Origin of the sequence: Vibrio sp. B4-6 (assembly GCF_963888245.1) — a bacterium.
Lineage (GTDB): Bacteria > Pseudomonadota > Gammaproteobacteria > Enterobacterales > Vibrionaceae > Vibrio > Vibrio anguillarum.
Genome location: NZ_CAWPIM010000013.1, coordinates 16,477 through 37,153, shown reverse-complemented (window position 1 = coordinate 37,153; position 20,677 = coordinate 16,477). Strand labels below are relative to the sequence as shown.

Below are 20,677 nucleotides of genomic sequence, written 5' to 3'. Positions count from 1 at the left end.
GATTCTGTCTTAATTGACTTTGCTGCTTCACGAGCAAAAGCTTCGAGTGCTTTCTTATCCATATTGTCCATCCTTAGCCTTTAAGGCTTAAGTTTAGACAGTTACACAGAATTCAGGACACTCTCGTAAAATTACATCTACCGACTACATTGCAGATTCCTCCAAGCTTTCCTATCTTTAGTTATGAGCTCTAGGCGTTGCATAACAACTTCTTACATAACGTCATAGCTTTCGTCAGTGTTTTATGGCTAAAGGATAATAAATCATGCTCCTCATTAGGCTGGTACGTGTTTACGTGCCCTTAGTGCTATTGTCGATAGTTGCTCTTATGCCACAGCCAACACATTTTGGTGTTTGGGCTCTATTATTTGTTACTTTTGCTAGTGTTAGCTATGCAATTTGGAATTACGAATCCTTCATTTCCCAAGTCAAAGCACAAAAAAAGACGATTGAACACCTTTCTCAAACACAAGAGATCCAACTGGATGGATATCATTCTTTAGAGCCTCTCTTTGCTCAATCTCTGCCAGTGTGGTCTCGTCATATTGATTTAGCTAATGTGCAACTTACCGATTCTGTTACTCAACTGAGCCAGCAATTTGGTGATCTTGTCACGCAGCTTTCACAAGCACTCTCCTTCTCGCAAGGTTCAACCTTAAAAGATGAGCGTAATTTAATGAGCGAAATTGAGCGTTGTCGAGCCATGCTTTCTAAAGCGGTTGATGAGCTTAGAGAAAGCCAAAAGACAAGAGAGCATATGCTTGATGAAATGCGCAGCCTTGATCAATACACAGTCGATTTAAAAAAAATGGCAACCGATGTGGTGGGCATTGCTGAAAAAACCAACTTATTAGCACTTAATGCTGCCATTGAGTCAGCCAGAGCAGGAGAGGCAGGTCGAGGTTTTGCAGTGGTGGCCGATGAAGTGCGTAACCTTTCACAGCGTTCAAGGGAGATCGCTAGCAGCATGACGGAGAAAGTGAACGTTGTCAGTGATGCGATTAATACTACATTCAAGACGGCTGAAATGGCTATTGCGGCTGAGAGTGAACAAATGGAACAAACCGAGCAGCGTATCGATTATGTCATTAACCACTTCCAAGATATGGCACAAACCTTACAGCAACAGTCTGAGCGGTTAAAAGAAGATGCATTTTCGGTGAAGGAAACAATCAGTAGTGTGATTGTGAAATTGCAATTTCAAGACCGAGTAAGCCAAATATTAGAGCAAATCAGCACCAATCTCAAAGAACTCAGTGACTCATTAGAGCTGCTCAAACAAGACAGCAATCATGCGATCGCAGGCGAATTATCCCCGCAAAAATGGCTGGAAAAAATGACCAAGAACTACACCATGATAGAACAACATGAAAGCCACAAAGGCAAGGTTACTGAGGTGAAAAGCAAGGTGACTAGCACGGACATTACTTTCTTTTGAGAACCGTAAATGAATAAATGAGGAACTCTGTGATGAACAAAACGGTACTTGTTGTAGATGATTCGGCTTCAATTCGGCAGGTTGTGAGTATGACCTTAAAAGGAGCAGGCTATCAGACGATCGAAGCTCATGATGGTAAAGATGCACTATCCAAATTGGCCGGGAATCGTGTTCATTTGGTCATCAGCGACGTAAATATGCCGAATATGGATGGCATTACCTTACTTAAAGAGCTGAAGCAAAGGCCAGACACAAAATTTACGCCGGTGATTATGCTCACAACTGAATCTGAGGCATCGAAGAAAGAACAGGGTCGTGCTGCGGGTGCGAAAGCTTGGGTTGTAAAACCCTTTGCACCTGAACAGATGCTTGCCGCCGTAGCAAAACTGATCCAAGCCTAAGGGGGGATTATGCTGACTCCACACCAAACCGATGAGCAATTAATGTTAAAACTTGACGGTGAACTGACGATTTATGAGGCTCGAAATTTGTTTGAGCAGCTGACCCCTTTTGTGTCTCATAGCGAGAAGATCGCCATTGAACTTTCCCAAGTCACTGCTCTGGACAGCAGTTGCGTACAAGTATTGATGGCATTTAAAAAAGCAAGAATAGAACAGGGATGTGAACTGATTCATCACAGTGAAGTCGTGGTGGATGTGCTGGGTAAACTGGGGCTAGTGGGATGGTTTCATGACCCTATCGTTCTTTCGAGTTCACAATAAGACAAAGTGACAAGCTACTGACGAAGCCCCAGGGAGATACTATGGACGAAATGATGGCTGCGGCGCTCCAAACTTATTTTAATGAGAGTAGGGAGTTGCTTGAAGGGATGGAATCTGACCTTCTTGAACTGGATAGCGGGAATCTTGATGGCTTAAATGAGCGATTAAACGCAATTTTCCGAGCAGCGCATACTGTAAAAGGCTCAGCAGGGATATTTAACTTAAATGAGATCGTTCGTTTTACTCATAAAGTAGAAAGCTTGCTTGATTTATTGCGCTCAGAACAACTTAAGTTGCATGAAAAGCATATTTCCTTGTTGCTTGAGTGCCGCGATCACATGGTGAACTTGATTGATGATGCTCAAACGGGGCAAGAGTCATCAGAAGATGACGTTACCGGACAGCGCTTAGGGGCCCGATTGTCTGAGTTTTTAGGTCAATCTGAACCAGAAAGTCATTCACCAACCACGGAATCTGAACCTGATCACACCGCACTCGATAATTTCTGCTGGCATATCTCTTTAACTTTCCCGCTTCATGCATTCCAAGATGGTATGGATCCGCTCTCTTTTCTTTCTTATTTAACTACGCTGGGAGAGGTTATTTATATCGAGGCGGTCGACCGAAAATTACCTGATTGGCACAACTTTGATCCGGAATGTTGTTATTTGGGTTTTGAACTGCGTTTCTATTCGCCGGCATCTAAACAACAAATCGAAGACGTGTTTGAATTCATTCGTGAAGAAGGTGACGTTCGCATCTTTCCACCCAGTGCCAAAGTGGGTGACTTCATTGAGCACATTCAATCAATGCCCGATGAAAATTATAGAATTGGCGAAATATTAGTTCGTTGTGGCGCGCTCACTGAGACTGAATTGAAGCGTGCATTGCAGCAACAAAGTGAGCGGCGAGAAGCGAGTTCGGACGCGATACCCATAGGCGAAATTATCACTCAGGCTGATGCTCAATTAGCACCCGTACTCAATGCGGCGGTCGATAAACAAAGTAAAGCCCGAGAGGCGCTAACCAAAGAGCAAAAAAGCTTGCGAGTGGATGCTGAAAAGTTAGATACCTTAATTAATTTAGTCGGGGAATTGGTCACCGCAGGTGCCGGCAGTGCATTACAGGCGGAGCTAATTGGCGAAAATGTAATGATTGAATCTGTTGCACGGCTCAATGGCCTTCTCGAAGAAGTCAGAGACGCGGCACTACAGCTTAGAATGGTGGCTATCGGTGCGACATTTGCCCGTTTTCAACGCGTTGTTCGTGATATGGCGAAGGAGCTAAACAAAAGTATTCATCTCACGATTACCGGTGCGGATACCGAATTAGATAAATCAGTTATTGAAAAAATTGGCGATCCTTTGATGCATTTAGTGCGCAATGCGATTGACCACGGCATTGAAACAGAGGAAGAGCGTGTCGCAAATGGTAAACCTTCTCACGGCACCATCACGCTCAATGCTTACCATGACTCAGGCAATATAGTGATCGATGTGAGCGATGACGGAAAAGGGCTCAACAGCGAAAAATTGCGCGCAAAAGCGATTGAAAAAGGGCTACTTGATGAAAACCAACTCGTGAGCGATGACGAGATTTTTCAGCTCATTTTTGAGCCCGGCTTTTCAACGGCCCAGCAGGTTTCCAATATTTCAGGTCGCGGTGTCGGTATGGACGTAGTGAAGCGAAATATTACCGATTTGCGAGGTCGAGTAGAGATTCACAGCCTACTTAATCGAGGAACAACTATCCGCATTGTATTGCCGCTCACACTCGCGATCATTGATGGTTTCCTAATTGAAGTGAGTAGCGAAACCTTCGTTGTGCCGTTGGATGCCGTTCAAGAATGCGTCGAACTTGATGACCAGTGGCTCAAAGATGGCCAAGGCAAACCTTATATTAATCTCAGGGGACAAGTGCTGCCTTTAATTGATTTAAGAGTGCAATTTAACCTCACTGTGCGTCGCTCAAAACGCCAAAATGTGGTGGTGGTCAGTAGTGCAGGGCAAAGTGCTGGTTTGATCGTGGATAATTTGTTGGGGGAATTACAAACCGTAATTAAGCCACTTGGGCCGATTTTTTCACGGGTTAAAGGAATCAGCGGTTCGACTATTTTGGGCAGCGGGGATATTGCTCTTATCTTAGATATCGCCAGTTTATCGCAACATATTATGAAGGAAGAGTCGAAGCATCGCTTATTGGCAATGCACTAATTTGGCTCAATTACATCGTCAGAAAGGAATAGGCTATGTTTAAAAATATTTCAGTTAAATTCAAACTAAGTATGCTAGTTGGCATCTTAAGTTTGTTACTCATTGTGGTCGGATCACTCGGGCTTTATGGCATGCAAAAAACACTGCATGGGCTAGAAACGGTCTACTATGACCGAACCGTACCAGCACTGTCTATCGGTGACATTAAATCTCGTCTCCTGAGCAATCGTATAGCGCTGGCTTTCTCACAACTGTACCCAGAAGCGGATATTATTCGTGCTCAGATTGAGACGGTTGAGAACCACCTCAAAGTGATTGATGACAAATGGGGCAAATACAAGTTAACTAAATTAACCAAGGAGGAGGCTGAATTAGCAACACAATTTGAAGAACAAAATAAAGTCTTTGTTGAGCAAGCTCTACAGCCCACCATTGATGCTTTGCGACGTTTAGACATTGATGAAGCGACTCGCCTTGCAGTTGATAAAGTACGCCCACTCTATGCACCCGTTGAAAAAACAGTAAATGCATTAATTCAGCTGCAATCTAATGAAGCGCAGAATGTTTATAACCATGAGGTTGAGCTTTATGACAACCTACAAATGATAGCCATTGGATCAATTATATTGGGGCTACTGTTTGGTATTGGATTTGCGGTTACCTTGATCCGTGGGATCTGTAATCCTTTAGAGCAAGCAGTGTCGCTGGCTAACCGACTCGCTGTGGGTGATTTAACAGGTAAAATTGAAGCGACGTCAGGCGATGAATTGGGTCGCTTGCTTGAAGCCATGCAAAAAATGGTGGCCAAGTTGTCAGACATCGTAGGTGAAGTGAATAGCTCAAGTAATGCATTGGCTTCGGCATCCGAAGAAGTTTCAGCTACCGCTCAGAACTTAAGTCAAGGTGCGAGCGAACAAGCGGCCAGTGTTGAACAGACTACCTCGTCGGTAGAGCAAATGTCAGCCTCAATCGCGCAAAACACTGAAAATGCGAAAGTGACCGATAGCATGGCAGGTAAAGCGGCTAAAGAAGCGAAAGAAGGTGGAGAAGCGGTAGCTAAAACCGTGTTAGCGATGAAATCGATAGCTGAGAAAATTGGTATTATTGATGATATCGCTTATCAAACTAACTTACTTGCGCTCAACGCCGCAATCGAAGCTGCTAGAGCTGGCGAGCATGGTAAAGGTTTTGCAGTGGTGGCTGCAGAAGTCCGAAAATTGGCAGAGCGCAGTCAGGTTGCTTCTCAAGAAATTGGTGAGGTCGCTAAAAATAGCGTTGGTTTAGCGGAACAAGCCGGAAAACTGCTGGATGAAATGGTGCCTTCTATTCAAAGAACATCCGATTTAGTACAAGAGATCAACGCAGCTTCAATGGAACAAGCGACCGGAGCAACACAAATTAACCAAGCGATGGAACAGCTCAACAGTATCACGCAACAAAGTGCTTCCGCATCAGAAGAGCTTGCGTCGACCTCTGAAGAGATGAGTAGCCAAGCACAGCAGCTCCAGCAACTAATGACCTTCTTCAAAACAGAAAATAATCGCCGTGAAGCAGCAAATAAATCTTCAGTTCACCACGAGCAGCAACGCCCTAAACAGAAGAAAGATGTTGAGTTTGTCTCTATGGACGATGAACCTGAGTATGTGCGCTTTTAGTGGCTGGAGGTGAATGTGGCTAATCTTATCCCGGTTGAGGCTAACTCGATGATATTGGCTAAGTCCAATACAGAATTAGCACAAGATCAACAGTACTTAACATTTCAGCTCAATGGTGAAATGTACGCCTTTGCGATTTTGCATGTTAAGGAAATATTAGAGTATGGCAAAGTAACTCAGGTGCCAATGATGCCTGACTACATTCAAGGCATTATTAACTTGCGTGGTGAAGTGGTACCTGTCGTCAACCTAGCTCGGCGTTTTTATCTTAAACCGCAAGAAGTGAATAAAAAGACTTGTGTTGTCATTATCGAAGTGACGAATGAAGAACAGCGTCAAGACCTAGGTGTTATGGTTGACAGTGTTTCTGAAGTCATTGAAATATCAAGTAAGTTTATGAGACCTGCCCCTAATTTTGGTACCAAGATCCGGACCGAATTTATTTGTGGTATGGCTCAATTCGATGAAGAGTTTGTCATTATTTTAGCGGAGGATAAAGTCCTATCTGTTGAAGAGTTGGCCATGATGGAACAGGTCAAAGAGCAGAATGAACTTGCAAGTTAAGCACAAATCTCAGCAACTTGGGAATTCAGCCATGGAGCAAATGCCCATCATCAGTGATGCAGACTTTGAGTTGTATCGTGGCTGGATATATCAATCTGCAGGTATCGCACTAACACCCAGTAAGAAAGCGTTGGTGGTTGGGCGTTTAAGCGGGCGCTTAAGAGAGCTCGGTATAAGTTCATATCGGGAGTATTTTGAGTATTTGACGAAATTTAGCGATCAGCAAGTACGCAAACTTGAGCGGCAACGAGTCATCAATTTGCTGACCACCAATGAAACGTACTTTTTCAGAGAAGAGGCCCATTTTGCTTACATCCAGCACCATCTCTTCACTGTATGGGGTAAAAAACAGATCCGTTGCTGGAGCGCAGCAAGCTCGACAGGTGAAGAGGCTTATTCTCTGGCAATGTTATTAGACAGCCGTTACCAAGGAGAATGGCAAATAGTTGGTACCGATATCAATAGTCAAGTGTTGCAAATTGCATCACAGGGTATTTATCCGATGCTACGCCATGAACATATACCGAAAGCCTATCTCAAAACGTATTGCCGAAAAGGCATCGATACCAAGCATGACACATTGAAAATCGTTAATTCATTAAGGAAAAAAGTGAAATTCGGATTAGCGAACTTACAAAATCAGTTGGATGAACTTGGTCACTTTGATCTTATTTTTTTACGTAATGTGATGATTTATTTTGATCAAAATACCAAACAAAGAGTCATCAGTAACGTTACGAACCGATTAAAAAATGGCGGTATTTTATTAATAGGCCACTCAGAAACATTAAATGGACTCAACTGCGATGACTTACAATTACTGCAGCCGTCTATCTATCAAAAACGAGGGATTCGTGATTAATGGCGAACGAATTTTTACCTAAAACAGAGGCTCTGAACTTGATGCCTGGCGAGATATTCTTTGGTCATCACAGAGGTTGGATTCATACGCTACTGGGTTCGTGCGTTGCCATTACGTTATGGCATCCAAAAACGCAGTTAGTGGGTATGTGCCATTATCTGTTGAGCCAGCGATCCGCCCTAGGTGAAGAGGCCAAACAACCTGAAGGCTATTATGCTAGCGATGTTGTGGCGTACTTTTCCCTTCAGTGCCGACGACATCAAATCAATCCTAAGGAATGTGTTGTTAAAGTATTTGGAGGTAGCACTATGTTTGCAGGTCACTACAGCAAAGTCGCTTCGATAAATGTTGCACAACAAAATGTGCGACTGGGTATGCAGTTACTGAAAGAGCACGGTTTTCAAGTAAGTCGCAATGATGTAGGTGGAAAGCGTTATCGTAAAGTATTTTTTGATGTCCAAAATGGTGATGTTTGGGTTCAATATGGGCGATCTTCTGCAAGAGAGGTAGCTTATTAATCAGCCATTGAGTGTCGACTTATAGAGGCATTACATGAAAAAAATAAAAGTATTAATCGTGGATGACTCCGCGGTTGTTCGGCAAGTGATCAGCGCTTTGTTGAGTAATGAACCTGATATTGAAGTGCTTACTCCTGCTTCTGATCCCATATTCGCTCAAAAAAAAATGGCTGTTCAATGGCCAGATGTGATTATTTTAGATGTAGAAATGCCTCGTATGGATGGTATTACGTTTCTTAAGCAACTGATGGCTGAGCATCCGACGCCAGTCATTATTTGTTCTACACTGACGGAACGTGGCGCGGACGTGACTATGCAAGCATTGCAAGCTGGTGCGTTGACGATTATCACTAAACCCAAAGCAGGGTTGAAAGATTTTCTACAAGAAAGTCGGCAGGAAATGTTAAGTGCGGTGCGTGCCGCCGCACAAGCAAAGCTAGAAAATATTGTTAAACCCACCAAACCTCATGTATTCAAGAAAGTACAGCAAACAATGCCGAATCCGAATCACCCGACATTAACATTGAAAACCACACAAAAAGTGGTCGTGATCGGCACATCTACAGGTGGGACACAAGCTTTAGAAGCAATCTTAACAGCATTGCCAGCAGTCTCTCCGGGGATTGTTATCGTGCAACATATGCCCGAAAAATTTACCGCGATGTTTGCTGACCGGCTCAATGGGCTTTGTCAAATAGAGGTCAGGGAAGCAAAGAATGGTGACCGAGTTCTTCCGGGGTTGGCATTGATCGCTCCGGGTGGCCGTCACATGCAACTGAATCGAAGTGGTGCACATTATCAAGTCGAAATCAAAGATGGCCCCGCAGTTAACAGGCATAAACCATCAGTCGATGTACTTTTTCGCTCAGCGGCAAAACATGTAGGCCCTAACGCTGTCGGTTTTATTTTGACGGGAATGGGAGATGATGGCGCACGAGGTTTGCATGAGTTGAAAGAAAGCGGTGCCTATACAGTTGCACAAGATGAAGCAAGCTGTATCGTTTTTGGTATGCCTAAAGAGGCAATCGAACGTGGTGGTGCTTGTTCGGTGCTACCACTCAATCAAATAGCGCAGGAAATATTGCAACGAGCTTCATCTAGGCACTTATAGATCAGATCTTCATTTATTTTTAGTTGAAACCGACTTGTTGAGGTGCTCCCAACAAGTCGTAGTAGTTACTTTTTTAAGCCAATTTGAGATTCGATGGCTTCGGTTTCTATTTCAGGGTGTTCGGCGAGCTTTTCTGAAGCCCATTGATTGATATGCTTCAAAATAGCCGACACGGCATGTTTTTTTGTTGCTTGCTCATTTTCTGCCACATCTAACGCTTGTTTAGGCTTTAAGCCAGTAGCATCTTCTGCGATATGAAGCCAATCAGGATGCCAGTAGTAAGGTTGACCAGAAGGGGTCATCCAGCCATGAACACCGTTTGTTTCACCATTGTACTGCAAATTATCTACATCATTTTCTTTCATATAAGTTCTCGCCATGGATCGATCTAAATACGTGGTTAATGTAACTCGGTTGCATAGCACAATAGAGTGAACATGATCATGAAATTGAACTAAATGTAACAAAGGGAGATGAAATTGAGGTGATTTTGATCTCATGTTTATTTGAAATTCACTCTATTGTTATTGAGAGTGAACACTGATTGTTGGGGAAATAAAAAAACCACCGAGTTTAACGTCGGTGGTTTTCACAAAAATCGTGTTTGATTTTTAGAAGTTTGCAGAGCGTGGTGTACGTGGGAAAGGAATTACATCACGCACGTTGCCCATACCAGTCACGTAGGATACTAAGCGCTCAAAGCCAAGGCCGAAACCCGCGTGCGGTACAGTACCGTAACGACGTAAGTCGCGATACCAACTCATGTGTTCAGGATCTATGCCCATTTCAATCATACGCGCATCAAGAACATCTAAACGTTCTTCACGTTGAGAGCCACCGATGATTTCACCAATACCTGGGGCAAGAACATCCATTGCAGCGACAGTTTTACCATCGTCGTTTAGACGCATGTAAAATGCTTTGATGTCTTTAGGGTAGTTCTTGACGATCACAGGCGCTTTGAAGTGCTCTTCAGCAAGGAAGCGCTCGTGTTCAGAAGAAAGATCAATGCCCCATTCAACATCAAATTCAAACTTACGACCTGAATCGATTAGGATCTTCACCGCATCGGTATAGTCTACTTGCGCAAAATCTGAATTAACGAACTGCTCAAGACGAGTAATTGCCTCTTTGTCGATACGCGAAGCAAAAAACTCAAGGTCATCACGACGTTCTTCAAGAACAGCTTTGAAGACATACTTCAGCATATCTTCAGCCAGTTTCGCGACATCGTTTAGATCAGCAAACGCGACTTCTGGCTCTACCATCCAAAATTCTGCAAGGTGGCGGCTCGTGTTTGAATTTTCAGCACGGAACGTTGGGCCAAAAGTGTACACTTTGCTTAATGCACAAGCATACGCTTCGGCATTTAACTGTCCTGAAACTGTAAGAAATGTCTCTTTGCCGAAGAAGTCTTCATTGAAATCGACATTGCCTTGCTCAGTACGAGGAAGGTTAGCGAAATCCAGCGTTGAAACACGGAACATTTCACCCGCACCTTCTGCATCAGAAGCGGTAATCAGCGGCGCTGACATCCAGAAATAACCTTGCTCGTGGTAAAAGCGGTGGATGGCTTGAGAAAGGGAGTTGCGTACACGAGCCACTGCGCCAATCACGTTGGTGCGTGGGCGAAGATGCGCCACTTCACGAAGATATTCAATTGAATGGCGAGTTTTTGCCATTGGGTAGGTTTCAGCATCTTCAACCCAGCCAACAACCTTCACCTCAGTTGCTGCAAGTTCAAATGCTTGACCAGAAGCAGGGGACTCAACAATCTTACCTGTTACTTCGACAGAGCAGCCAGTAGTGAGCTTTAGCACTTCGTCATTGTAATTATTCAGATTATTAGGGACCACGGCCTGAATCGGGTCGAAACAAGAGCCGTCATAAATGGCAAGAAAAGAGATTCCAGCTTTGGAATCACGACGAGAACGAATCCAGCCTCGGACAGTCACTTCACTGTCAACGGCCAGCTTACCGCTCAATACGTCTGTTACAGGCGCGTAAGTCATGTTTGATATAGTCTCCATTGAGGTAAAAATTCAACCCAATGTTCAAAGGTATTCTCACTCTATAAAGTGGACAAAAAACAAGCGAAACATTGGGTTGCTTATTACTTTTTAATTCAATGGCACATATTACCTGTCAATTCGTTCGCATCAACCTTTATTGTCGATTCGTGGCCGAATTCTTAGCAGAAAGCGTAAATTGATTCATCAATGTTTCTAAGCGCTGCGATAGCTGTTTTAAATTGACGCTGATTTCTCGGGTTTGCGTTGCCGATTGAGACGTATCATCAGCATGTCGAGTAATGACTTCGATCTTCCCTTGAATTTCTTGGCTGACTTGTGTGGTCGTTCGTGTTTGATCTTGAATATTGTTTGCATGATCAAGCACCTGCTGCATCTCTTGTACGGCATTACTCATTGCGGAAGATAAAACTTCGACTTCATTTGAACGTTGATGCGCATGTGAGCAAACCAAATCAACTGAGGCGAGCGATGTTTCACTGTCACGTTGGAATTGAGCGATGATTTTCTCAATGTTTCCAGTCGCTTCTGCTGTTCGTGAGGCGAGTTTTCGCACTTCATCGGCCACGACCGCAAAGCCTCTTCCTTGTTCACCCGCTCGTGCTGCTTCAATCGCCGCGTTTAAAGCCAGCAAATTAGTTTGTTCGGCGATACTTTTAATCGTTTCAAGAATGGAGGAAACCAGCCCTGTCTGATTATTAAGTTCAGAAATTTTATCTTTCACGGACTCGATATCGCTTACCAAACCTTTGATATCTGCGCTAGCTGTATGTGCTTGCTGTGCACTTTGTTGAGCGACATTAGCGGTATGTTTGATAAGCTTTGATGCATCAACGGTAGCTTGATTAACCGTCTGTTGTTGAGATTGCATCTCTTCAATATTGAGCTGAACGTCAGAGGTTTCACGCTGCTGATTTTTTGCCGCTTGGTTGGTTGTTTGTGCTACGTCGGTTAACTGGTTTGCTGAATCGGCAAGCGAATGAGAGGTCTCTTGCACTTTTGCCAAACTGTCCGAAACCGTGTCCATTAAAGAGTTGATGGAGACCGCGAGTTGTCCGAGTTCATCTTTTTTGGTGCTGATAAGTCGTTTTGATAAATCTTTGCTCTTACTGATTTCACACATGAATCGTGACGTATGCTGGATAGGGCGAACAATCATCTTGCGGATCAAAAAAAGCGTGATCATAAATCCGATAAAGGCAATGGAAGCCATAATAATAACGGCAATGACAGTGTGAGTACTGATCATTTGGTTTACATGGCTCAGGTTATATTCAAGACGAATAGCTCCTAAAACGGTTCCTTCTTCCGCCATATGACAAGATACGCAGTTTGTGCCTCGGTAATCTAGGCTTGATTTCATCGGTAAGGCGACGACCAATCCTTTCCCCCAGGAAGCATTGAATGGTTCAATGACGGTTTCCCCGGCCAGTGCGCGTTTATCTATCTCGTCCATTGGCTGTTGATTTTCTTTTCCAGGACCATAAAGTTTACTGACCGCCTCTGAACGTAACACTCGCACCTGTTCAATACCATCTTGCGCGAGTGCCTTTTGGCGCAAGGTCTCTTTCTGAGCCATGGTACCAGTCAACATCATCATATTGAGGCTATCAAAGTAGTTACTCGCTTTATCGTGTAACTGCTCGCTCAACACCGAATTGAGCAGGTCACGTTGTTGTATATATTGATAGCTGGTTGATACCGTTAATACAAAAGCAAAAACGGTGATGAGCGTAAGTAGCAATTTAGACGTAATTGTTGAGTTCATGATAATTTTATTATTATTGAGAGGATGACAGTGTAAATATAGCGTTAATATGCACTAGTGCAAAAGTTGTAGTCTTTGGAGTGTGACCCTATACATATTATAGGTTTAACAAATGTGATGTGGCACGTCATGATTCCCTATTAATGCTTAAAATATCACTCAAAGGCGTGGGATTTTCCGTTGTATCACCGTGATAAATTGTACTGCTTCATCTGTCTTGCAATGTAAACAAAGCTGTCTAGAAACTTGTTTCGTGAGTCTATATTCCTTAGTATTGCCTCTCTTTTAAAAGCTTGAGAACCAAGATGAAAACAGAATTATACAAAGAGTTTATGTTTGAAGCCGCGCATCGTTTACCTCATGTACCTGCAGGGCATAAGTGCGGCCGTTTACATGGGCACTCTTTTTTAGTTCGTCTGTATGTAGAAGGTGAGGTCGATCCTCATACTGGTTGGGTGATTGATTTTTCTGAAATTAAAGCGATATTTAAACCTATTTATGATCGTTTAGATCACTATTACTTGAATGACATTGAAGGGTTAGAGAACCCAACCAGTGAAGTGCTTGCGAAATGGATTTGGCAACAATTAAAGCCAAGCTTACCACTGCTCAGCAAAGTTGAAATTAAAGAAACCTGCACGGCGGGTTGTATTTATAAAGGCTAATACCAGCAGACAATTCCGAACAACAAACAATAAATAACAAGTAGATAGGCACTACTATCGCGCCTATCTACTTACCCAATATAAAGAGCCTAATGACCCCAAATTTGGCTTACATATTCAGGATGATCGATATAGGGATTTCGGTTACCTTGAAATTGATAAACGGCGTCATTGCGCTGGCGTTCTTTAGCACTCACAGGATCTTCTTGGTGCCAACGCTTTAGCATGGCCAGAGCCCAAGCTTCAAAAACCACGGTACTAGTACCATCAAGTATGGCATCAGCGTTGTCAGTATTTCCTTGCCAGCTGCCGATACGGTTCTCGTAGCGGGTTGCCATGTAAAAATAGGCGCGCGCTAGATCTCCTTTAAATTCATCAATAGGCTCAAATACGGTGCCATTATAACCTAGCGTATTGCTTGCACTGCCAAGTTTTGAACCATTACTTGAGGTATAAGTGATATGACCAACTTCGCCAAATGGCCAGTTACTGCGTTTTGCATTGACAAAACCATCAGTGGCAAACAAGTGATGACCGTCGGAATTCATTGGCTCAACGCTGCCCCCAAACCAACTTTTAGGAAATGAGTGTTCCCTATTGTAACAATCGCCTTCTCGTCGATACTGACCACACTGATCGCTGACTTTAGTAAAACTAACACTGTCGTTGTTGTCAGGTTTCTCAGAATAGATATCTAACATTGAACCGTCATTCTCATAGTAGTTATCTATGTCTGCATTTTGTAATAGTGTCCAAATTGCGGAATAACCGCGGCTATTATGATTCTTTATGATGTTGTATAAGGCCGTTTTTAGTTCAAAACCTGTTTTTCCTATCGCGGCTTGATAATAGTCATGGTTAGCGGGAGGTGTTGATTCACCAAGTAATAAGCTGTTTGATTGGTTGTATTGAAATTCTCCACCAGAGGCCAGTATTTCCGAGCCTTTGGCTAAGGAATAAAGACCATTGCCAGAGCCACAGCAAATACCATCACCATAACTGTCATGGATGGTGAATTGATATTCACCATCCGATAAGCATATTTCTTGGCTATAAGATGTGGAGTCTGAGTAATTATTACCCGCATAAATAACCTGTGAGAGGCTGTTTTTTATTTCCCAACTTGTTTCAGAAGCATATTGATCGGTGGTTAAATTCAGAGTCAGGTTGTGAGCGCGACATGTCACATGGCTTGATGGTTGCTCAGCGTTACTATTTTCTGTCTGCGCACTGGTAAGGGGAGAGCAAAGCAGTGCCAGTAGGGTAAGGTATGAAATTTTCGTTGTCATAATTTTCTCATTGGATAGTTAAATCGCAACTAAGATAACCATTTGCTCAGTCAATAAATTAAACCTATATCGCATTTTAATTTGTTATGTATGTGATGTTTCATTATTTATGCAGGAGATCTCACGTTCAGAAGGCTGTGCAAAAAGGTGTTCATAAAAACCTACGCAGTCTGCATATATACAATCTCTTTTCTTACCGCGACTGACACGCTGCCGTTTAGCCAATATCTGTGCGATAAAATCGCCAAAAAGTTGATCGCTTAATCCTCTCAATGCTCATGAACAATCGTAATCATTCTCTTTCGGTGTGCGTGTTATATTCTTAAGTATCATTGTTTCTGATTGATTTTAATAAAATTATTTATTGTTTGTATGCATTTTTGTTGCACACTTTTTCGTGTGAATTCTCACTTTAAAGACATTAGCCTCATTGGGTTGGAACCCTTATCTCGTTACGGACATAGTGATTCTATCGAAATGAAATTAGGTAACTAATAATGAATCGGTAACCCAGTTGTCTATATCCGGAATCGATTATTGCTTAACCAGCGCAGATTTCGTGGGTTGCTGCTGCTGAAATTCAGGCACGTCACTATAAACTAAAATGAGCAGTCCAATGATGAATAAGAAACCATTAACGCTTCTGGTAGCAGGGCTACTGGGAAGCGCACCCGTTTGGGCGCAAAATGAGCTCACCTTGATCCAGGTCGGGGAAAAAATCGTCGAGCGGTTAGAATCGATTAAAGCGATCGCCGAACGTGGAGAAGGGGTGTTTGAACGCAACGGTGAGCGTTGGATCCACTATAAAGGCTTCGATTATCGGCTTAGTTACAAAAATGATCTGCAATTCCCCTTTATACCTTATCAAAGTGGCGATGATACGCCTTATCGCAATGTGATCGATTTTGTCGATCAGAGTTGGGAATTCATGGTGTACGACGGCGGTTTTTATCTGATGAGCCGCGAATTTGGTGTTTACGAATCGGACGAGCAAGGCTGCTTTGTGGAATACATTCCTGCGGCACACGGGTCTAAGCGCGCCGATGGTAGCTACATCTGGCAACGTGATGTCATCTATCGTACCGAAACCTCTGATTGTGGTGCGTTAGTGAAGCCAGAGATTACCTCGTTAACCGTCTCGAGCCTGTCTGATGTCGGTGTGTCATTTGACTGGCTTGGGCAAAATGAAGCCGATAAGACTCAGCTCACCTTAATCAATTTGAGTGATGCGAAGGATGTTCGCCGCTATGATTCGGTTTCTGCGGGCTTTTTTATCGGTGACCTTAAGCCTGGCACATCATATGATATGGTGTTGAACTCGTGTAATCCAGTGGATTGTGCTGAGCCCAAGGTAGTGCGCTTTACTACTCAAGATGCTCGAGTCGGTTTTGCCGATGAAATCCCAACCCCGAACCATTTGCAAGGCAGTTTAGAGGGTGGGTTGGGCATTACTCAAACCCATACATCAGTCGCGCCGAATAGCAATGAGTTAACTGGTCAAGGTCATTTGGACGTGATCATGAACCGTGAAGCGATGCTGCTGTTTACCCCGCAACAAGGGGAAGAGATTAACCAAGTCCGCGCCGAAGTGTTCCTCGATGGCGAATTAGTGCACACCACCTTGATGCTGCCGCCCAGTGCTCTGGCCGCATCGGATCAGCCAGAGAATGGCCGTATGAAGGTGGTGTTCTCTCATCACGCTTGGTCACTGCCGCTGCAATGGAACTGGATGAAGCCGGAGCTCTCACTGCGCTTGACCGACAACTTAGGCCGTGAAGGTGTGCTCAGCCAAGGAGACATCCAGTTTGGTGGTGCGCCTGCGTTGGTGATTCAAAATATCGACATGGGCATGCTGACTCAACCGCGTAACCACAATACGATGATTCAAAATCTTCCAACTTTGGCCGCGGATTATTTCCAAAAAATACCCGCGTCTAAATTGGTGATGGCTGACTACACTCCTGCCTATTTCCCTGTTGTCACTATGCCAAATGGTGTGGTGTACACCGATAAGAGTGCGAGTACGGGTGGTTGGCACAGTGGCGATATGCGTGAAGCGATCGGTAAAGCGTTGGTCTCTACAGGTGTTAACAACGCCAACGTCGGCATTGTGAGTAGTGCGGGTTATTCGCAGCAATACAACCGCCGCTACAACCACATTACCGCACACACCAACGTCGGGGTGTATACCAAAGAAGGTACAGATTTAGCTCAAGTTGTGGTTCATGGCGGCAGTGGCGGTGGCGGTAAAGTAACCCTGCAAAATACTACCGGCAATGAATGGTCCCATGAACTGGGCCATAACTATGGGCTTGGCCACTACCCATATATGGCGTCGATTCACGATATGGAATCTGGCTGGGGTTGGGATGCGTTCCAGCAACGCTTTATCGGTAACCTGCACTGGAAAGGCGATGTCTACACCCAACAGCAAGGTGACGATATTGTGCCACCGTTTAAAGATGCGTTCCGTTTCCTGCGTGATGCGCAAAATGGCGGTGAACAAGAGTACGTGGGCACCATCAGCCGCTTTACCTTGGAGCATCCGGCTCAGTCGCGCAAAGCACAGCGTTGGATGAACAACGGTTTTAACCTTGATAGCAACAGCCCAAGCGGTTATGTGCAGTGGGATCAGAGTACCCAACGTTATAAAGCTGTAGAAACCGATACACCGAAACCGCAGCAAGTGGGCGTACCCGTAGTTACTTTATTGGGGATTTATGATCCGCAGAATGAGAACCCTAGCCAAATCTATCCTCTGATTTACTCGAATTATGGCAACGTGTTTGAGCTGCCACAGCCAGATCAAGGGGATTATCAGTTGGAAGGTTGGCAAGCGGTGGCGAACCTGACTCAGGCACAGCTCGATAGCGATATTTGGCAAACATTACGCATAGATGGTGAGCAGCAACGTTTGTGTAAGTTTACTTTCCAAGCGGCCAATGGCGATAGATCGCAGTTTGTCGGTGGGGTTGAACCCAGTACCGACCGTTGTTCTGTTGGACGCGATGTGACATGGAACATCAACGTGAACATGACTTCTGCACAAGGCGAGTATGAATTGCTTTCCAAGTATGGTCGCGGAATGGTGACTTACACACCGACGGCCGATGTCGGTGAAGTGAGCCTATGTACACTCAATAAGTCTGGAAATGATCACGATGGAGCTGGATTTGTCGTCGGTAATCACTGTGAACAGGTTGCAGGTGTGATGCATAAAAATGGCCAAACGTGGCGTTATGCCATTCGTGGCGATGAAGTGTTGCGTCCTACTTACCAGGTTCAGGGTCAGTGTCAGTTGGATGTTGAATTTGCAGATGGGATCCGCGAACAAGTTCGATTGAGTGCTTCTCGCCACGCTGGCAATGAAAGTAACAAGTTCCACGTTAACTTATCGATGGAGAATGGAGTACCAACTCAAGTGAGTTTGCATTGTTCGGATCGAGGCGGTGAAACAGAACTGACTCGAATGACGCCAGATCAGAACCCGCCACTGGATAAGCTCAAAGGCCCCATCATCATTGGCCAAGAGTACGGTTACAGCCAAGTGGTCGATATGACTCCAACCTTCGCGCAGAATGAAATTCTGTTGAACACGGATTTTGCAACGATCGCTGAGTTTGATGCTTTTGTGGCCGAACACTATGGGCGTGGCGTTCTAAACAATGGCGTGACGAAAGCGGAGCGCCGAGCAGGGGCATTGTATGTCTACCCGAACCCAGAAACGGGCATGCGTGATTACTTTGTAATGCGTATGGTAGATGCTGGCGCATTCCCGGCCGATCAAACCAGTAATCAGGGTTGGAAATACCTAGGTTCGGCAGATCGCTATGTGAACTTTGCTTTCAACCCAATCAAGCTCAGTAGAGCGGTTGGTGTGAGCATTGAAGCGCGTGTACAAAGCTACTTTGGTGTATCTCGCTTATTGACATGGGATGAGCGTACCTCAACCACTTGGGATAAGGCGCAAAATGCGGTGTTTGTTGGGCAAATCGATGGTGAAAACCATTACTTTATCCAAAAACGCCCAGGAGAGGGGGAAGCTTTCCCGATGCTCGGAGAGTCAAACCTAGATTGGGTTTACCTTGGCAGCGACAGCACCATTCAAGCTTATCTTGCGGAATTAAATCGTGATTTAGCAAGCTTTGAACGTTCGTTACTGGAGTGGTATCAACAAGATGCGATGGGCGTGTGGGGCAGTGATGGCCAGCGTGGTCAAGTGGACGATATTTATCAATACGCTTTCCGTGGCGGCTATCATTACTACCGCTTGAAAGTGACTAAGTACGGTTATTTCCCTTACCCAACCGATCCCAATCCAACCAACAGTAGCTGGGAATATCTCGGTCAGTTTTAAGTTCCTCACTGGATCGTGAGGTAAAGTCGTAAAATGCGCCACTCGCTGTTAAGCGAGTGGCGTTAAGTTTTAATGAACGAGGTTTTTAAATAGATAGGTGCTCGTTAGCAAACGACTTTAATCGCTAAACCACCTTGGGACGTTTCACGATATTTGGCGTTCATATCTTTACCTGTCTCAAGCATGGTTTCGATCACTTTATCAAGCGAAACACGAGGTGCCGATGAGCGGCGTAGCGCCATCCGCGTTGCGTTGATCGCTTTCACTGCAGCAATACCATTGCGCTCGATACAAGGCACTTGTACTTGTCCCGCGACAGGGTCACAGGTTAAGCCCAAGTTATGTTCCATCGCAATTTCAGCGGCCATGCAAACTTGTTCAGGGCTTCCACCCATCAGTTCTGCAAGGCCCGCGGCTGCCATCGAACAGGCAACACCTACTTCACCTTGACAACCCACTTCCGCACCAGAAATAGAAGCGTTACGTTTGTAAAGCCCACCGATAGCTCCAGAGGCGGCAAAGTAACGGATATAGTCTTTTTCAGTAACGGTCTGAATGAATTTATCGTAATAGGCTAACACTGCAGGAATAATACCGCATGCGCCATTAGTAGGTGCCGTCACCACACGTCCACCCGCGGCATTTTCTTCGTTCACTGCAAAAGCGTACATGTTTACCCAGTCAACGACCGCCATTGGATCGTTAGTGGTTTTTTCTGAGGTCATTAACTGTTGACGAAGTGCTGCTGCTCGGCGTGGAACACGAAGAGGCCCTGGTAAGATACCTTCAGTATTCATACCGCGGTCCATACATTCGCGCATGGTTTTCCAAATATTAGCAAAGTAAGTACGAACTTCTTCATCAGAATGCAGTGCTTTTTCGTTAGCCATAACCAGCGTACTGATGGAAAGACCACTCTCTTTGCATTGGTTCATCATCTCGTCAGCGCTAGTGAAGACATAAGGAACTTTAATAGGGTTCTCTTTTTCTTTACCAAAGTTCTCTTCATCAACGATAAAACCACCGCCGATAGAGTAGTAGGTTTTTGAGTAAACGACCTCATCATCGATCCACGCGTGGATCTGCATGCCGTTTTCGTGCAAGGACAAATTCGTTTTGTGGAAATTCATTCCACCTTCTTTAGGAAACGATACGGTATGACAGTGCATACCAACGGGAAGACGCTCGGTTTCTTCAACGCGTGCGATAAAGCCTGGAATAGCATCGATATCAACTTTCTCAGGGGTATTACCAGCAAGACCCATGATGATAGCGATATCTGTGTGGTGACCTTTCCCTGTCAGTGATAATGAACCATAAACGTCCACGGTGATTTTAGTGATGTCGCGCAATTTTCCCATTGAACGTAAATCATCAATAAACTCTTTACCCGCTTTCATTGGTCCCACTGTGTGTGAGCTTGAAGGACCAACACCGATTTTATAGATATCAAATACACTAATCATATCGATTACCTCAAAAGTA

At 44.4% G+C, this 20,677-nt stretch carries 16 protein-coding genes; 11 read left to right on the top strand and 5 right to left on the bottom strand.

The annotated features are described in order from the left end of the window. Positions 1 to 265 precede the first annotated feature (265 nt). The 9 genes from AACV20_RS05970 to AACV20_RS05930 are packed head-to-tail and all read left to right on the top strand — an operon-like array spanning position 266 to position 9,083. Positions 266 to 1,438: a methyl-accepting chemotaxis protein gene (locus tag AACV20_RS05970; RefSeq protein WP_013856758.1), complete on the top strand. Its 1,173-nt coding sequence runs from the start codon at positions 266 to 268 to the stop codon at positions 1,436 to 1,438. Between the two features lie 17 nt (positions 1,439 to 1,455). Further along, the gene (locus AACV20_RS05965; protein ID WP_013856759.1) at positions 1,456 to 1,839 is read left to right on the top strand and encodes a response regulator; all 384 of its coding nucleotides are present in this window, start codon (positions 1,456 to 1,458) and stop codon (positions 1,837 to 1,839) included. Between the two features lie 9 nt (positions 1,840 to 1,848). Further along, positions 1,849 to 2,160: an STAS domain-containing protein gene (locus tag AACV20_RS05960; RefSeq protein ID WP_013856760.1), complete on the top strand. Its 312-nt coding sequence runs from the start codon at positions 1,849 to 1,851 to the stop codon at positions 2,158 to 2,160. A 41-nt stretch (positions 2,161 to 2,201) separates the two neighbouring features. After that, complete coding sequence (locus AACV20_RS05955; RefSeq protein ID WP_170907971.1) at positions 2,202 to 4,373, top strand: chemotaxis protein CheA; 2,172 nt, start codon at positions 2,202 to 2,204, stop codon at positions 4,371 to 4,373. Between the two features lie 35 nt (positions 4,374 to 4,408). Then, the gene (locus AACV20_RS05950) at positions 4,409 to 6,028 is read left to right on the top strand and encodes a methyl-accepting chemotaxis protein (protein ID WP_017044773.1); all 1,620 of its coding nucleotides are present in this window, start codon (positions 4,409 to 4,411) and stop codon (positions 6,026 to 6,028) included. A 15-nt stretch (positions 6,029 to 6,043) separates the two neighbouring features. Continuing rightward, on the top strand, positions 6,044 to 6,592 hold the full coding sequence (locus AACV20_RS05945) for a chemotaxis protein CheW (RefSeq protein WP_228209078.1): 549 nt from the start codon (positions 6,044 to 6,046) through the stop codon (positions 6,590 to 6,592). After that, complete coding sequence (locus tag AACV20_RS05940; protein ID WP_094134085.1) at positions 6,576 to 7,454, top strand: CheR family methyltransferase; 879 nt, start codon at positions 6,576 to 6,578, stop codon at positions 7,452 to 7,454. Before AACV20_RS05945 ends, AACV20_RS05940 begins: the two co-directional genes overlap by 17 nt. Beyond that, positions 7,454 to 7,972 carry a chemotaxis protein CheD gene (locus AACV20_RS05935; RefSeq protein ID WP_013856765.1) on the top strand — a complete coding sequence of 173 codons (519 nt, stop codon included), beginning with the start codon at positions 7,454 to 7,456 and terminating at the stop codon, positions 7,970 to 7,972. Before AACV20_RS05940 ends, AACV20_RS05935 begins: the two co-directional genes overlap by 1 nt. A 34-nt stretch (positions 7,973 to 8,006) precedes the next feature. Continuing rightward, positions 8,007 to 9,083, top strand: a complete 1,077-nt coding sequence (locus tag AACV20_RS05930; protein ID WP_170907970.1) for a protein-glutamate methylesterase/protein-glutamine glutaminase — start codon at positions 8,007 to 8,009, stop codon at positions 9,081 to 9,083. A 65-nt stretch (positions 9,084 to 9,148) separates the two neighbouring features. Here the strand turns inward: AACV20_RS05930 and AACV20_RS05925 are convergent, their stop codons facing one another. The 3 genes from AACV20_RS05925 to AACV20_RS05915 form a co-directional block, all read right to left on the bottom strand. After that, positions 9,149 to 9,448, bottom strand: coding sequence for a hypothetical protein (locus AACV20_RS05925; RefSeq protein ID WP_019282370.1), 300 nt, complete (start codon positions 9,446 to 9,448; stop codon positions 9,149 to 9,151). A gap of 246 nt (positions 9,449 to 9,694) precedes the next feature. Continuing rightward, on the bottom strand, positions 9,695 to 11,095 hold the full coding sequence (gene asnS / locus AACV20_RS05920; protein ID WP_026028293.1) for an asparagine--tRNA ligase: 1,401 nt from the start codon (positions 11,093 to 11,095) through the stop codon (positions 9,695 to 9,697). A 154-nt stretch (positions 11,096 to 11,249) separates the two neighbouring features. Further along, on the bottom strand, positions 11,250 to 12,881 hold the full coding sequence (locus AACV20_RS05915) for a methyl-accepting chemotaxis protein (RefSeq protein ID WP_017048608.1): 1,632 nt from the start codon (positions 12,879 to 12,881) through the stop codon (positions 11,250 to 11,252). A gap of 305 nt (positions 12,882 to 13,186) precedes the next feature. Between AACV20_RS05915 and queD the strand changes: the two genes are divergently transcribed. Beyond that, positions 13,187 to 13,546: a 6-carboxytetrahydropterin synthase QueD gene (gene queD / locus AACV20_RS05910; protein ID WP_010320709.1), complete on the top strand. Its 360-nt coding sequence runs from the start codon at positions 13,187 to 13,189 to the stop codon at positions 13,544 to 13,546. Positions 13,547 to 13,635: 89 nt separating this feature from the next. Here queD and AACV20_RS05905 read toward each other — a convergent pair whose 3' ends face one another. Then, positions 13,636 to 14,835, bottom strand: a complete 1,200-nt coding sequence (locus AACV20_RS05905; protein ID WP_017044767.1) for an HNH endonuclease signature motif containing protein — start codon at positions 14,833 to 14,835, stop codon at positions 13,636 to 13,638. Positions 14,836 to 15,454: 619 nt separating this feature from the next. Here AACV20_RS05905 and AACV20_RS05900 point away from each other — a divergent pair. Next, positions 15,455 to 19,192 (top strand): M66 family metalloprotease, encoded by a 3,738-nt coding sequence (locus tag AACV20_RS05900; protein ID WP_170907972.1) that lies wholly within the window; start codon positions 15,455 to 15,457, stop codon positions 19,190 to 19,192. 104 nt (positions 19,193 to 19,296) lie between these two features. Here the strand turns inward: AACV20_RS05900 and AACV20_RS05895 are convergent, their stop codons facing one another. Continuing rightward, entirely contained in the window at positions 19,297 to 20,658 is a 1,362-nt protein-coding gene (locus AACV20_RS05895) for an L-serine ammonia-lyase (protein WP_013856773.1), read from the bottom strand. Positions 20,659 to 20,677: the final 19 nt, after the last annotated feature.